This window comes from Pantoea sp. paga (genome assembly GCF_007558755.1).
GTDB classification, from domain to species: Bacteria; Pseudomonadota; Gammaproteobacteria; order Enterobacterales; family Enterobacteriaceae; genus Pantoea; species Pantoea agglomerans.
Map to the genome: position 1 here is coordinate 39,691 of NZ_VLTF01000001.1, position 13,979 is coordinate 53,669.

Below are 13,979 nucleotides of genomic sequence, written 5' to 3' on the forward strand. Positions count from 1 at the left end.
GGGACATAAGCAGAGTAAAAGGGCGCGACAGTGTCGCGCCCTTTTACGATCCGGCTGCAGTTTACCGGGCTTAGTTACCCGGATTAATCAGCCATGTACCGGGTTTATCGATGGTCAGGGATTGTGTGTGCGTCTCACTGCCATTCTTAACGTCAATTTTGTACTGTCCCGCCGCCAGATTCAGCGCGGCAAATCCGCTGCTGCCCGTTTTTACCTCGACCGGCTGTCCGTTAAGCACCACGCTTTCACCGCTCTCCAGCTTAAGATAGACGGTCGCCAGCGCGGCCGGAACGGCAGCGGCTGACGGAATCGATGCGGGCGCCTGCGTCATGGCTGAGCTGTTGTTAACCACTTCCGGTGTGGCACTGTGGCGATTCGCCAGCCAGGTGGCGACAACCACGGCCAGAATAGCCACGGCAGCCAGGCCCAGCAATCCAGGCGACAGTTTACGCACCGTGCGCGGCGTCACCGGCTCGGCGGACGCGGCGGCATGATTCATCGCCATTACCACCGGCGCAGCAGCCTCCACCGGCTCCTCGACAGGCAGAGCAGGCGATTCACCCGGCACCGGGAAGCTGTTTACCACCGCTTCCACATCACTGACCGGCAGATCAATCAACGCGGCAAAGGCATCAATCGTTTGTGGGCGATCGCCTGGCTTCATTGCCAGCGCGCAGTCAATGGCATGCAGCAGCGGCAGTGAGTAGCCTTCTGGCTGGCGTTCCACCAGCGGCTGATAATTATCTTCAATGCAGCGCACCACGCTGACCGGCGGCGGATTACCGGTAATCAGGTTATGCAGCACCGCGCCCAGGGCGTAGATATCGGTCCACGGTCCCTGTTCAACTTCACCCTCTTCGCTGTACTGCTCAATCGGCGCAAAGCCAGGTTTAAGCATGATTTCCGTTTCGTCAGAGAGGTTGCCAATCTCTTTACGCGCCGAGCCAAAATCGAGCAGAACCGGCAGCTGGTTCTCCTGAATCTGAATATTGTCGAGCGAGATATCGCGATGCAGATAGCCGGCCTGATGGATGGTGCTGATGGCACCCAGCAGCGGTGGCAGCAGGCGGCGGATCCAGGCTTCAGTGATCGACGCCGGGGTGGTTACCTGCCACTCTTTCAGCGTCATACCGCTGTAGTAGAGCGTGCCCATATAGGCTGTGCCGTTCTGCTCCCAGAAGCGCAGCACGTGCAGCAGTCCCGGATGATTAAAGCGGGCCAGCAGACGCGCTTCCTGAATAAAGCTGGTGAGCCCGGCATTAAACAGCTTCTGGAAACGCTCACCGCGCAGCTCCAGCGTTAAATCGGCGGCACGGACTGCCAGCGACACCGGCATGTACTCTTTGATTGCAATAGTGCGTTCAAGCTGGTGATCCCACGCGCGATAGACGATGCCGAAGCCGCCGCCTCCGATCACTTCCTTGATCTCAAACTCATTGAAACGGTATCCGTCAGGCAGGGCATTCGGAACGGTTTTCGGATTATCATTTGCCGACATAGTGAACTCTCTGTACACGGCCTGCTCGCCAGGCTGCGCGGTAATTAATTGATGTTACGCCAGGCACCAATGGCAGGATCAACCAGATCCGCGTGCAGGGTGTCGATGAGTAACACATTCACTTTTTGCTGTGGCATGAAATAGGGCGCCCAGTGGCTGCGCAACGTATCAACTCGCGATTTCACAGCGTCAGCATCCTGCTGCGCAGCATTCTTATCCATCTTTATCAACAGGGCACCATTGAAGCGCCAGACATGTTGTTTGGCATCAAAGGGCAGCACCAGCCAGCTATCATTCGCATCCGGGCGTGTCACAATCATGCGCTGATTGTTCGCGGCGATAACCTCCAGCTTGCTGTCCGGGATCGTCAGATTGGCGATGGGATAGCCCTGATAAAAGGTGACTGCCACCGGCGTTGGGTGGTCCGGAGTCGCCAGCATCAGCTCACTTTTGCCTTCTGCCCAGCCATCCGGTGAGCACTGCTGCTTGCTGACATCCGGGATAAACAGGGTCTGGGCATTTTCATCCCAGGCGGTGCGAAAATGGCAGCCGCTGGGGAGATCAAAATGTTGCAGCGGCGTACTGTTGGCGGGCCGTGACAGGTCAAGCGGTGCAGCATTACTCTCACTGGCGCTGGCTGTGGCATCTGCCATCACGATAGGACGCCAGTTCTGCAGCTTACTGGCGCTGCCGCTGGCCAGTACGCCACCCTCTTTACTGGTCATCTGCCAGGGTAGCTCGTCCAGTAATCCGCACTGATTAGCGAGCAGGGTGCCGACGCGCGGTAAAAAGGTGGTCAGCACCGCCGAATCCTTACTTTTGCCGGAGACGATGCGCAGTGGCAGCGTCTCTTTGCACCAGTCGTCAGGCGCTTTACTCACCACATTATCGATATAGACCTCCAGCGCCAGGCTGGGGGAGTAAACAACCCGATAATTTTCAGCCTGGGCGTGAAAGGCAATCAGCAGGGTGATGATGCCGGGCAACCACAGTTTCATAAGGATCCTTGGAATCAAAAACGAGGCGGCAGAAAGCGCGCCGAATCAGCCAGTGAATAGAGCAGCGTTGCCTCCTCCGGCTCACCAATCCAGACCGCCAGTGCGCTGAGATTATCTTTCTTAACGTTGCGGCTCACCGCCTGTTCCATCAGAGCCAGCCACTCTTCGCAGGCATTCACCATGCGCAGCGCCTGTTCCATTTCATGACTGGCCAGATTAAGCCAGAAGCCATCGGTGCAGACCAGAAACGCGTCGCCATCCTCCAGCGCAATCTCCTGCGAAAAGCTTACTAAGCGAGGCGGTTCAGCGCCGAGCGCATTATAGAGTAAATTACTGTTAATGCCGGTATTTTCATAGCCCGCTTCTTTCAGCTGCTGGGCCAGACTGTGATCGCGAGTGACCTCATGAAGCACGCCGCGGCGGAAGTGGTAAACCCGGCTGTCACCGGCATGCGCCCACCATGCACGCTGTTTTTCACGGTCAATAAACAGGGCCGCCAGCGTGGTGCTCATGCGTGAATATTTCGGATTTTTACCCTGTGCTTCATGCAGCGCTAAGCGGCACTGTTCAATCGCCTGATGGGTTATCTCCGGCGTCAGATCGGCGTGCGCCTGTAACTGGCTCAGCAGGGTGTCACGCACCAGCTGCGCCGCCATCTCGCCGCCGGGCAGACCGGCAACGCCGTCGCAGACCACAAAGCAGGCTTTACGCTCATCCAGCTCTGCGCCGGTGCGATCCTGATTATCATCGCGTAGCCCCTGCTGGCAGCGGCTGGCAAAAACGATTTTCATGGTTCATCTACCCGCGTCTGAGAGTCCTTGTACTGATTCACCTCCATGTCATAGGCGTGGAGAAAGGCCTCGCCAAACAGCGTATGGAAATCATCTTCGATCTCTCCGGCCGTACGCTGATAATTACGGGTAAAATAGTCCCACAGCGCCGCCTTCTTCATGGCGGAAAAGGGCATTTTTGACACCACGCCATCGGCACGCGCCTGCTCCTCCAGCCGCTGCGGATTAAAGGATTGCAGCATCGCCGCAATAATGGCGCGGATACCGGCAATCATCCCCAGCTGGTGGGCCTGCAAATCGACCAGGGCATCGCGTACCGCCTGTTCCGGCGGCATAAACCCGGGCATCTGGCTCTGGTACATCTGCATCAGCACGGTTTTGCCGGAGGGCAGGATCTTGAACGGGTTGTTGGCCTCATTCAGGATCATCGTCATGTCCGCTTTGACACCACGCTTGAGAATGGATCTCGAGGAGAGCAGCGCGACGGTGCCCTGGGAAAAGAGGCTCAGCATCCGGCCAGTAATGCGCATCTGCTCTTCATCTACCGGCGTGGCGTGACCGTTGCTCAGCCCCATCCCCTCCAGCAGTGCGGCAATCAGCCGATCCTGATCCACCGGCTGCGCCGTCAGCGCCCGACGCGGCTCGCTGGCCTGGGGATCGATAGCCAGTCGCGCATCGTTGTGGCGCTCGTGGCGTGAAGGCGTTACCTCACTGACCAGCAGCCGGTCCTCAACCTCATGATGTTCGTGAATGCCCAGCGGATTTGCGGGCTGAGCGCTGTCGCCAGCAAACAGCGCCAGCGGATCGCTCTGCGTGGCCTGGCAGGCGGGGTCTCGTACTTCCAGCGCATAGTCACCGATGCGCAACGCATCGCCATGCTTCAGCACGACCTGCATGCCGCGACCCAGGGTAATGCCGTTATGCTCCACCGGGGTCACGCTGCCCTGGTTCGTCAGACGGCACTCCCCGTCATGCGACAGGTGAACCAGCGCCTGCAGACGCGAAATGGCCCGAGTCTCATCTGGCAGCACCAGATCGTTGTCCTGACTGCGGCCAATGGTGCCGCCAGGCGGTTGAAACGCGACGCTTCTGACCGGAACATCCGTAGTGCATTGCACAATGGTAAATTGCATGAGTTATCCCAGATTGAACGGCAAACGCTTCCGGCCTCACTCGAACATGGGAGGATAGAGGCCATTACGTCCCGGCTGTGAACCTGCCGCCGGGTTAAACAGTAACGAAAACAGTTGCGCGGTGAGGTTGCCGCTGTGCTTGTGGGTCGCGTGGGCAAAACCATCACTGCGGTTACTCCACCAGTAGCTCATATGCTGCTGAGGGTCGAAACGTTCAGCCACTTCACGCCAGCTCAGCGTGCAGGGCAGATCCTGAAAACCGATCACATCCATGATTTCAGAGGGCTTCCTGGCTGGGACCAGCAGCGGTGGCAAAGCCTGTATCTGCTGCTCTAACTGCTCGCCGTTCAGCGGTGTCTGAACCGCCCGTAACAGTGTCGCGCCCAGATCCTGAAACCAGTCGCCGGAAATGGTCAGCTGAGCAGGATGCCACTGAGCCAGCGTGAAGCTGTGCAGGGCCAGCAGCGGCCAGGCGCGTCCGACGCGGTCACAGGAGGGCAGCAGACAGCCCATCTGTATCTGCGGTCGGGTCGCGGTAACCGGCAACACAAAGTTCCACACTGGCGCGTGGAGAAAGTCCGCGCTGTAGGAATACGCCTGCTGATGCCAGTGCATTAATCCCTGCTGGAACCAGTGATTCCACGGGCTAATCTGTTGCTCGCTCAGTCGATGGTGCAGAAAGTCACCGGTCGACGGCAGCTTGCCATACCAGCCGGGGGCCGTGTAAGCAGCCATGTTCACCTCACCATTACTCGCTATGCGAGTTTGATTGCGGGGCCGGGTGCCGCGGCGCTACCGCCAGCATGCCGCCCGCCTGATCCGCAATTTTCAGATTCTCTGCAAGCTTGCGCATCATCAGTGCATTATCACGTGCATAAGGCGACGACTGAATCTGCTGATCCAGCAACTGGCTCAGGTGCCAGTCAAGCTGCTGCAGGTCGCGGGCGCTTACCGTATCGGGCAGGGAGCGCTGTAAATTTTGCAGCAGCCAGGCCCGTAAAAATTCGCCATCATAATTACGCGGTTGATAGAGCATCTGATAGGCGCGCAGCGCATTGCGGCTGTAGGCGTTATCATCACCCGGGTCGTTGCGCAGGATATTCGTGATCTGCTGCGCCACACGCGGTAGCAACAAAGACTTAAGCGCATTTTGATAAAGCACCCAGGCGGCATCGCTGATCTGATTACCCCGGTATAAGCCCGCCCGCATAGTAAGCGGCGGATTATCGAGGGAAAAGCGCGCCGAGAGCGGCAACTTCACCAGGTTATTCAGAAAGGGTAGCAGATCAAAAATATTATCAGCAGGCTGATGAATCACCTGCTGACTTTGCTCACGGATAATCGGGACGCGTGCAGCTACCTGCTGCAGATAGTGTTGATTCTGATAGTAACTGATGCCCCACAGGCTGGAGGCGATCAGCAGGGCGCCTGCCAGCACGCCGTAGCCAATCCAGTGGAACAGCTGATTACGGTACTCCCAGCGGCGATTACTGCCGGCCAGGCCGCTCTCTTTGAATATCAGATCGCTGAGCAGGTCACGAATAAAAAAGCTCTGGCCTTTGTTGCCGGGAATTGGACTGTTGCGATTAACGCTGTCCCAGGCCGCAATCGAGTGATCGCCCGCCTGACGCAACTGCAGTTTGCGGCTCAGTTCACCCATCACCCGATCAAACGGCAGGCCTTCCTGCGTTCCGCTGGTGAAGAAGAGGCCGCGCGGGCTCCAGGCGACCGCATCCTGATGGTCAGAAAAAACGATATCCAGATATTCGTTCAGCAGTGGACGCAGCGAGGCGAACTCCTGCGGGAAGAGGAAGCACTCAGCGCGCTCATTCAGGTCGCGCTCATGGGTCATCTGCTCCGCCAGTTGCTGCTGGAGCTGCTGTTCCAGCCGCTGAAACTGCTGACCAAAATGGCGATGCCAGTCATCTTTGTGCGGCTTGCCCAGCTCCCAGTTGAACGTGAAGCCCCAGATAGCGTCACGCCGCGCTTTATCAATCGAGCCGAAGTAGCTCATAAAGCCTTTCAGCAGATCGGTTTTGGTGACCATCACATAAACCGGGAAGTGAATACCGGTCTGCTGATGCAGTTCTGCCATGCGCTCACGCAGCGCGCTGGCCTGGGCGAAACGCGCCTCGGCTGAATCACTCAGCAGATCGGCGACGCTGATGGTCATGATCACACCGTTAATCGGCTGGCGGGTGCGATAGCGTTTCAGCAGGTTGATAAAGCTGTGCCATTCCGCGGCATCTCGCACGCGCTGGCTCTCCTGCAATGCATAACGACCGGCGGTATCAATCAGCACCGCGCTGTCAGTAAACCACCAGTCACAGTTGCGGGTGCCCCCGACGCCGCGGACCGCATTTTTGCCCAGCGTATCGGTCAGCGGGAAATCGAGGCCGGCATTAAACAGCGCGGTGGTTTTACCAGCGCCGGGGGCACCCATGACCAGGTACCAGGGCAGCTGATAGAGATAATTAGCGTTAAAGCGTGAGAGCAGGTTCCCGCTGTGACGACGGCCAAACTGGGTGCGTTTCAGCTGCATCGCAGCTTCGCTGAAGCGCTGGTTGAGCCGCTCTTCGGTCATCTGACGTTCCGCCGGGTCGTCGTTGCCCGACAGCTGAAGCTGGGTCAGTAAGCGGCTGTTGAACCAGGCACGATAGAGCGACGGGATCAGCTGGAACAGGATCCAGAGAAAATAGAGAGCGCTCACGGTAAGCTGGCGAGGCAGTACGGGTTCCAGTGGGCGCGATTCGCCCCATGACCAGAACGGTCCCAGCATCCAGACCAGGCAGCTCAGCGCCGTGACGCCAATAAAGCTCCACAGCAGGCGATGCGTTAGCAGCAGGCGAAGGGAGGCGCGCATTATTGTGCTCCTTGATGATTACTGAGCGTTTCAGGCGCGGCAAACAGGGTGATTTCAACGCGGCGGTTGCGGGTCCGGTTTTCGCTGCTGTCGTTGGGCAGCAAGGGGTCGCTGTCGCCGCGGCCTTCGGAGCGAACCGTATGACCATCAGCCAGTTGCAGTTGTAACAACTGGGTGATGGCGCGGGCGCGGGCAAACGAGAACTCATAGCTGGAGGCAAAGCGGCTGTTATCCACCGGATGATCATCGGTAAACACCGACACCAGAATGGTCCCTTTGACATCTTTCATTGCGGTTGAGACGCGGGCCAGCAGGGCGCGCCCGACTGGATTGATCACCGTGCCCTGCTCGGCGAACAGTTTGTCCGCGGGGATGATCACTTTGCTGCCAAAGGCACCATCGCTGACCTCAAGCTGCCCGGCTGCAATCACATCATTCAGGCGCTGACGCAGATCGAGCAGCGCCTGCGGGGAAGAGGGACGACGGCCCGCGGTAATCTGCGGCAGCGGCGTCTGATAGATAGTACGCAGCAGCGGTTCGGCGGCATTGCCGAGACGCCAGTTCAGGCCGCTGTAGATCAGGCAGCCGATCAGTGCGACCAGCATGGCACAGGCCCAGAGCGGCACCATCGGGCGGGCGAGGGTGCTCACCAGCGGATGCACTTCAACCAGTGGCGGTTGCGCTGTCTGGCGCTGGGCACGCGTTTCGTCAATCAGGGTTTTCAGGCGTTTACGGATACCATCGCACTGGGCGCGACCATTTTCACTGCCGCGATAGCGGCCTTCATAGCCCAGCAGCAGGCAGTATTGCACCACTTCCAGCAGCCAGAGATGTTGTTGTGGGCTCTGTGAAATGCGCGACAGCAGTTGAAAGAATTTTTCGCCGCCCCAGCTTTCATTATGGAAGGTCACCAGCATGCCGTTGCCAGACCAGACGCCGCGCGTGCCCCATGGAGTTTGCGCAGCCGCTTCATCGAGCGCGCTGCAGATGCAGTAACGCGCGCCGATAATCATCTCAAACGGCAGCCCTGCCTGTTTACAGCGTTGTTCAAACTGGCGGATTTCATCGATCAGAGACTGGCGCAGGCCCGCAGGGTCATCGTGGGTGGCTGCCTGACGAATTTGCACCACCGCGTTCAGCAGTGGCGCCGCAGCCTGAAGTAAGAGATTCTCATTGCCTGAGGGGGTCGCCTCACGCGCAGGGGATTCCACAGTCATTAATTCGTGATCTTCCAGCCAATGGCAAATCCCTGTACCCGCAGCCCGGGACGGTTCTGCGGGCAATATGCGCCGGATTTCATATTCAGTCTAAGATCCAGGTCGCGGTATCGTTAGTCCGGCAGGCTTTGCTGGCGCCACCGACGGCCACACAGACCTGTTTCGTTTTGCGGGGACGGGGACGATCGCTCTGCACGGTGGCATCGTAACGGCTGCTCTCTACACCCGCTTTTAACGGCACATAACCGATCAGCGGGCCGTCAGCCTGGTCAGCAATCGCCAGCCAGCTATGTTCCACATTACCTAATACTTCGAACGGTTTACCCGTTTCGAGATAGCGAACCACTTTGCCGCCGTAATCAGGCGAGGTCATGACGGATGCGCCATAAAGCGCCCGCCAGGTCTGATTGACCGGCTCAAATTCAGTCGGTGCCGCGACAGCGTGTCGATGGACCAGTTTGACGCCGTTAATTTCGCTGGTGACCAGCGTATCGTCAGTGACGGGCGGCGGCGGGGCCTTACAGCCTGCCAGGGTAAGAACCGCCAGCAGCGTTAACGCAAGACTCTTTTTCACCATGTTCCTCGTGATCTCATCAAAGTATCTGCATATTGCCAGGCCCGATGCCAGGAGGCGATCTTTATCGCGCCGCATCGTGCCGAAATTCTGTTTTTAAAAAAAGGGTCAGATTACATCGGGATAGTAACGCATTCAGTTTACCTAAGACTTTTGAGAATTCAAACCATTGCACCCGCTGCCGATGCGTGATAGCAGGCGCTTTACGGGCGGGTTTCGGTATAAGAAAAGCGCCAGCTAAGGTGATAGTTAAATCGAACTGAATTATCGCAGAGACAAACTGGTTGAGAACAGTGCCGCGCATTCTGACATGCAATGAATTCGATTGGAAACTATTAAGATTTACTAATAAATTGTTGCCGAAAAAATTTATCAATTTGCGTTAAGAAACTTATCAAAATCAGATTTTACGCCCCTGCTCAGACCCTCTTTTTTCCGGAAAGCGGCACGCCTTTTGCTTCTGAAAGGTTTTAACCGCACTGAGGTGAGCAATGAGGGACGCCCTGACCTGGCTGCAGGCATCACGCGCGAGCGATATCGCCAGCCTGCAACGTCTTCTGGAAACCGGTGAGCTGATGGCTGCCGTCAGTGAACTGGTCCATCGGTTGCAGCGGGAACGCGGCGCAAACAACCTCTGGATCTGCTCTGGCGGAGCGCTGTTCAGCGCCGAGCGTCATGCCCGCCAGCAGGAGGTCAGCGCCGGCCTGGAGCATTTTTATCAGGCGCTACCGCCCGCCATAGCGCAGCCCGGCTACAGCCGCTTCTGCAACCTGATTGCCGCAGCCCTGCAGGCGCTGGCCGGACTGCCTGCGCTGCGACAGCAAATCAGCCAGCGTGAGCTTGATCAGGCCGCGGCGATGGCCGCCTTTAACCAGGTCATCCGTACTTTACTCAATCTGGTGTTTGAGGCGGCCGACACCGCCAGCTATCCCGGCATCTCCCGTGCACTGATCGCCCTGTTCAGTTTTATGCAGGGCAAAGAACTGGCCGGGCAGGAGCGGGCCATCGGCTCAGCCGGCTTTGCGGCGCGTCAGTTCACCCCCAACCAGCGCAGCCAGATGGTCGCCCTGATTGCGGCACAGGAGCAGAGCTTTATCACCTTTCGGGAGTTTGCCGACAGCGCCGCGTGTGAATCCTGGCAGCCGCTGGCTCAGGCCAGCCGCGACATCGAACGCCTTCGTCGCATCGCCTGCACCGGCGGCCGTTGTGATGAGACCGGCGCGCTGCACTGGTTTTCGCTGCTCTCAGAGCGGCTGGATCAGATGAAAATGCTGGAGGATGCCCTGACGGCAACATTGATGCAGCGCTGCCGGGCTGCCATTGATCAGGCACAACAGCAGGCGGCAGGAAAAGTGGTGCAGGGCGACAGCAATTTTTCACTTTACGTCTCCGGGGCGGACTGGCTGCCTGGCGCGGCGGCGCTCGACAGCGACGGTCTGGCCCCGAAGCTGGGGCGCTCGGTGCTATCGCTGATTGGCGAACAGTCGCAGCGTTTGCAGCAGCAGGCGGATGAACTGGCGGCGATGCGCGCCTCACTGGACGAGCGGCGGGTGATCGATCAGGCCAAACACTGGCTGATGCAGCAGCAGGGTTTCACGGAAGAGGCCGCGTGGCAGGCATTACGCAAAAGTGCGATGAATCAGAATAAGCGGGTACTGGAGATCGCGCAGGCGGTACTGGCGGTAGCGAAGACCCTGAGTAACTAACCCGGACGAGGTAGCTGCACAACCGTTGTGCGTGATCTGCGTCAGAAACGTGCAAAAACGGTTAATTTTTCAACAGTACGTCACCGCAGGTCGGCATTATGGCGGTTTCGGGGATCTGGCACACCCTTTGCTTAATCCCTACAGAGAGTACGCATTGCTCCCGCCAATGGCGGTGGGGTCAGTGCTTTGGATAAAGGCGTCCATCCGCAGGCTTCGGCTTGTCGGAGGACGCCTTTTTTTATTTCTGTTCAGGGGCAACATGATGAGCAAAACGCCATTTTCACTGACACGACGTCAGGCGCTGATCTCCGGCGCCGCGCTGGGTGCGGCCTGGATCGTTCCGGGATTACGAAATGCGGTCTGGGCAGCGGGATCAGATGCGCCAGAAAAAGCGCAGGTGCGGGTCGGCTTTATCCCGCTCACTGACTGCGCGCCGGTGGTGATGGCCTCTGTGAAAGGCTTCGACAAAAAGTATGGTCTCACATTGCAGGTCAGCAAAGAGGCGAGCTGGGCGGCGGTGCGCGACAAACTGACCTCCGGTGAGCTGGATGCGGCGCATGTGCTCTACGGCATGATCTACGCCCTGCAACTGGGCGTAGCGGGCCCGCAGCACGACATGGCGAACCTGATGACGCTCAACCATAACGGCCAGGCGATCACCCTGTCGAACCAGCTGAAAGCCAGTGGGGTCACCGATGCGGCCAGCCTGAAAAAGGCCATTGATGGCAGCGCCAAAGGCAGCTTTACCTTCGCCCATACCTTTCCGACCAGCACCCACGCCATGTGGCTCTACTACTGGCTGGCCAATGCGGGCATCCACCCGTTTGATGACGTGCGCACCGTGGTCGTGCCGCCGCCGCAGATGGTGATGAACATGAAAATTGGCAACATGAGCGGCTTCTGCGTCGGCGAGCCATGGAACCAGCGCGCCATCAGCGACAACATCGGTTTTACCGCCGCTACCAGCCAGCAGATCTGGCCGGAGCATCCGGAAAAAGTGCTTGGCACCCGCGCGGAGTGGGTGAAAGAGAACCCCAACACGGCCCGTGCACTCACCGCTGCTGTGCTGGAGGCCGCGCGCTGGATTGATGCCTCGGACGACAACCGCCGCGAAACCGCGCAGGTGTTAGCCGGTCGCCCCTGGATCAATACCAAAGTGGAGACGTTACAGGGGCGGATGCTCGGTCAGTATCAGAACGGCCTGGGGCAGTCGTGGCAGGACGCTCACCCGATGCGCTTCTTTGACAACGGCAACGTCAGTTTTCCCTGGCTCTCAGACGGCATGTGGTTCCTGACCCAGATGAAACGCTGGGGCCTGCTGGCCAGCGATCCCGACTACCTCGCGGTGGCGCGCCAGATCAACCGCATCGACATCTACAAACAGGCCGCCAGCGCAGTCGGGCAGGTTGCACTGCCCGCCAGTGAAATGCGCAGCAGTACCTTCATCGACGGCAAGGTCTGGGATGGCAGCGATCCTGCCGCCTACGCCGCCAGTTTCGCCATCAAACGTTAAGAGAGGTTGCTATGAAAACTGACGCGCGCGCCCTGGCGCAGCCGGTGCAGAGTCACAACAGTGCCACCGTTATTCCGTTACAGGTCACCCCGAAAGCCACGGCCCGTCCGGCGCGTCTGCGTCCGCTGTTGCAGCGCGCCATTCCCGCCACCGGTGGCCTGTTATTAATGCTGCTGGTGTGGCAGATCGCGGCGCTGTCGCAACCGGGTTTCCCTTCGCCTTACGCCACCTGGCAGGCCGCTCAGGTCCTGTTTGCTGATCCGTTCTACAGCAACGGCCCCAACGATCAGGGCATCGGCTGGAACGTGCTGGCGTCGCTGCAACGCGTCGGCATTGGATTCGGCCTGGCCGCGCTGGTCGGCATTCCGGCGGGCTTTTTAATCGGTCGCTTTAGCTTTATGGCGCAGATGTTCAATCCCGTCATCGCCCTGCTGCGGCCGGTGAGTCCGCTGGCCTGGCTGCCGATTGGCCTGCTGCTGTTTCAGCGCGCCGAGCCTGCCGCCAGCTGGACCATTTTTATCTGTTCGATCTGGCCGATGATCATCAACACCGCCGAAGGGGTTCAGCGTATTCCGCAGGATTACCTCAACGTGGCGCGGGTGTTACAGCTCTCTGAGTGGACGGTAATGCGCCGGATCCTGCTGCCCGCCGTGCTGCCCGCGGTGCTGACCGGGGTCCGTCTCTCTATCGGTATCGCCTGGCTGGTGATCGTCGCCGCCGAAATGCTGACCGGCGGACTGGGCATCGGCTTCTGGATATGGAATGAGTGGAACAACCTCAACGTGGAAAACATTCTGGTCGCCATTCTGGTCATCGGCGTAATCGGGCTGTTGCTGGAACAGGGCCTGATGCTGCTGGTCCGTCGTTTTAGCTGGGATAAATAAGGAGAGCACGATGCAACAGATCATTCGCGTCCAGCAGGTCAGCCAGCGTTTTGCCACCGCCAGCGGCGAGTTTCTGGCGCTGGACAACGTCAGTTTTGATATTCACGAAGGGGAAACCCTGAGCCTGATCGGCCACTCCGGCTGCGGTAAATCGACGCTGCTGAACCTGATTGCCGGTTTAACCCGGCCCAGCAGCGGCGTGCTGCTGTGTGATAACCGCGAAATCACCGGCCCCGGCCCGGAGCGCGCGGTGGTGTTTCAGAACCATTCGCTGCTGCCGTGGCTGACGGCATTTCAGAACGTCGAACTGGCGGTGCAACAGGTGTTTAAAGGACGCTTCAGCAAAGCGGAGATGCGTGACTGGATCGAGCACAACCTTAACCGGGTGCAGATGAGCCATGCCATGCACAAGCGGCCCGGCGAAATATCCGGCGGTATGAAGCAACGCGTCGGTATTGCGCGGGCGCTGGCGATGAAGCCACGCGTGCTGCTGCTGGATGAGCCGTTTGGCGCGCTGGACGCCTTAACCCGCGCCCATCTGCAGGACAGCGTGATGCGCATTCAGCAGGAGCTGAACACCACCATCGTGCTGATTACCCATGACGTGGATGAAGCCGTGCTGCTGTCAGACCGGGTGTTGATGATGACTAACGGCCCGGCGGCGCAGGTTGGCGAGATCCTCACTGTCGATCTGCCACGTCCGCGTTCACGGGTGGCGCTGGCGGATGAGCCGCGCTACCACCAGTTGCGACAGAAAGTGCTGCATTTCCTCTATGAAAAACAGACCACTGCGGCGTAAGGA

Annotated in this window: 12 protein-coding genes; 4 read left to right on the forward strand and 8 right to left on the reverse strand. The window is 58.8% G+C overall.

Annotation, left to right across the window (positions count from 1 at the left end; translation table 11 throughout):
- Positions 1-70: 70 nt before the first annotated feature.
- The 8 genes from FOV68_RS00200 to FOV68_RS00235 form a co-directional block, all read right to left on the reverse strand.
- Positions 71-1,498 (reverse strand): serine/threonine-protein kinase, encoded by a 1,428-nt coding sequence (locus FOV68_RS00200; protein WP_143990136.1) that lies wholly within the window; start codon positions 1,496-1,498, stop codon positions 71-73.
- A 44-nt stretch (positions 1,499-1,542) separates the two neighbouring features.
- Positions 1,543-2,496, reverse strand: a complete 954-nt coding sequence (locus FOV68_RS00205; RefSeq protein ID WP_010245838.1) for a hypothetical protein — start codon at positions 2,494-2,496, stop codon at positions 1,543-1,545.
- A gap of 14 nt (positions 2,497-2,510) precedes the next feature.
- A complete protein-coding gene (locus FOV68_RS00210; protein ID WP_031590518.1) occupies positions 2,511-3,287 on the reverse strand; it encodes a PP2C family serine/threonine-protein phosphatase in 777 nt (258 codons plus the stop codon).
- Complete coding sequence (tagH, locus tag FOV68_RS00215) at positions 3,284-4,420, reverse strand: type VI secretion system-associated FHA domain protein TagH (RefSeq protein WP_031590517.1); 1,137 nt, start codon at positions 4,418-4,420, stop codon at positions 3,284-3,286. The genes FOV68_RS00210 and tagH overlap by 4 nt, the downstream gene beginning before the upstream one ends.
- 36 nt (positions 4,421-4,456) lie before the next feature.
- Positions 4,457-5,155, reverse strand: a complete 699-nt coding sequence (gene tagF / locus FOV68_RS00220) for a type VI secretion system-associated protein TagF (RefSeq protein WP_010245828.1) — start codon at positions 5,153-5,155, stop codon at positions 4,457-4,459.
- A 13-nt stretch (positions 5,156-5,168) separates the two neighbouring features.
- The gene (gene tssM / locus FOV68_RS00225; protein WP_039391748.1) at positions 5,169-7,283 is read right to left on the reverse strand and encodes a type VI secretion system membrane subunit TssM; all 2,115 of its coding nucleotides are present in this window, start codon (positions 7,281-7,283) and stop codon (positions 5,169-5,171) included.
- On the reverse strand, positions 7,283-8,500 hold the full coding sequence (gene icmH, locus FOV68_RS00230; protein WP_010669997.1) for a type IVB secretion system protein IcmH/DotU: 1,218 nt from the start codon (positions 8,498-8,500) through the stop codon (positions 7,283-7,285). The genes tssM and icmH overlap by 1 nt, the downstream gene beginning before the upstream one ends.
- An 85-nt stretch (positions 8,501-8,585) precedes the next feature.
- Complete coding sequence (locus tag FOV68_RS00235; RefSeq protein ID WP_010245819.1) at positions 8,586-9,077, reverse strand: hypothetical protein; 492 nt, start codon at positions 9,075-9,077, stop codon at positions 8,586-8,588.
- Positions 9,078-9,565: 488 nt separating this feature from the next.
- On the opposite strand from FOV68_RS00235, the gene FOV68_RS00240 reads away from it, so the two are divergent.
- The 4 genes from FOV68_RS00240 to FOV68_RS00255 all read left to right on the forward strand — a co-directional run bounded on the left by FOV68_RS00240 (position 9,566) and on the right by FOV68_RS00255 (position 13,976).
- A complete protein-coding gene (locus FOV68_RS00240; protein ID WP_143990137.1) occupies positions 9,566-10,780 on the forward strand; it encodes a nitrate regulatory protein in 1,215 nt (404 codons plus the stop codon).
- 262 nt (positions 10,781-11,042) lie between these two features.
- On the forward strand, positions 11,043-12,293 hold the full coding sequence (locus tag FOV68_RS00245) for a CmpA/NrtA family ABC transporter substrate-binding protein (protein ID WP_115758409.1): 1,251 nt from the start codon (positions 11,043-11,045) through the stop codon (positions 12,291-12,293).
- Positions 12,294-12,304: 11 nt separating this feature from the next.
- Complete coding sequence (gene ntrB, locus FOV68_RS00250; protein ID WP_109653553.1) at positions 12,305-13,177, forward strand: nitrate ABC transporter permease; 873 nt, start codon at positions 12,305-12,307, stop codon at positions 13,175-13,177.
- A 10-nt stretch (positions 13,178-13,187) separates the two neighbouring features.
- Positions 13,188-13,976, forward strand: a complete 789-nt coding sequence (locus FOV68_RS00255; protein WP_010245808.1) for an ABC transporter ATP-binding protein — start codon at positions 13,188-13,190, stop codon at positions 13,974-13,976.
- The last annotated feature ends 3 nt before the right edge of the window (positions 13,977-13,979 follow it).

Bases quoted from the DNA above. Each gene is read 5' to 3' on its own strand.
- tagH (WP_031590517.1), bottom strand. From the start codon at position 4,420: ATGCAATTTACCATTGTGCAATGCACTACGGATGTTCCGGTCAGAAGC.
- FOV68_RS00245 (WP_115758409.1), top strand. From the start codon at position 11,043: ATGAGCAAAACGCCATTTTCACTGACACGACGTCAGGCGCTGATCTCC.
- icmH (WP_010669997.1), bottom strand. From the start codon at position 8,500: ATGACTGTGGAATCCCCTGCGCGTGAGGCGACCCCCTCAGGCAATGAG.
- ntrB (WP_109653553.1), top strand. From the start codon at position 12,305: ATGAAAACTGACGCGCGCGCCCTGGCGCAGCCGGTGCAGAGTCACAAC.
- FOV68_RS00205 (WP_010245838.1), bottom strand. From the start codon at position 2,496: ATGAAACTGTGGTTGCCCGGCATCATCACCCTGCTGATTGCCTTTCAC.
- tagF (WP_010245828.1), bottom strand. From the start codon at position 5,155: ATGGCTGCTTACACGGCCCCCGGCTGGTATGGCAAGCTGCCGTCGACC.
- FOV68_RS00240 (WP_143990137.1), top strand. From the start codon at position 9,566: ATGAGGGACGCCCTGACCTGGCTGCAGGCATCACGCGCGAGCGATATC.
- FOV68_RS00235 (WP_010245819.1), bottom strand. From the start codon at position 9,077: ATGGTGAAAAAGAGTCTTGCGTTAACGCTGCTGGCGGTTCTTACCCTG.
- FOV68_RS00200 (WP_143990136.1), bottom strand. From the start codon at position 1,498: ATGTCGGCAAATGATAATCCGAAAACCGTTCCGAATGCCCTGCCTGAC.
- FOV68_RS00255 (WP_010245808.1), top strand. From the start codon at position 13,188: ATGCAACAGATCATTCGCGTCCAGCAGGTCAGCCAGCGTTTTGCCACC.
- FOV68_RS00210 (WP_031590518.1), bottom strand. From the start codon at position 3,287: ATGAAAATCGTTTTTGCCAGCCGCTGCCAGCAGGGGCTACGCGATGAT.
- tssM (WP_039391748.1), bottom strand. From the start codon at position 7,283: ATGCGCGCCTCCCTTCGCCTGCTGCTAACGCATCGCCTGCTGTGGAGC.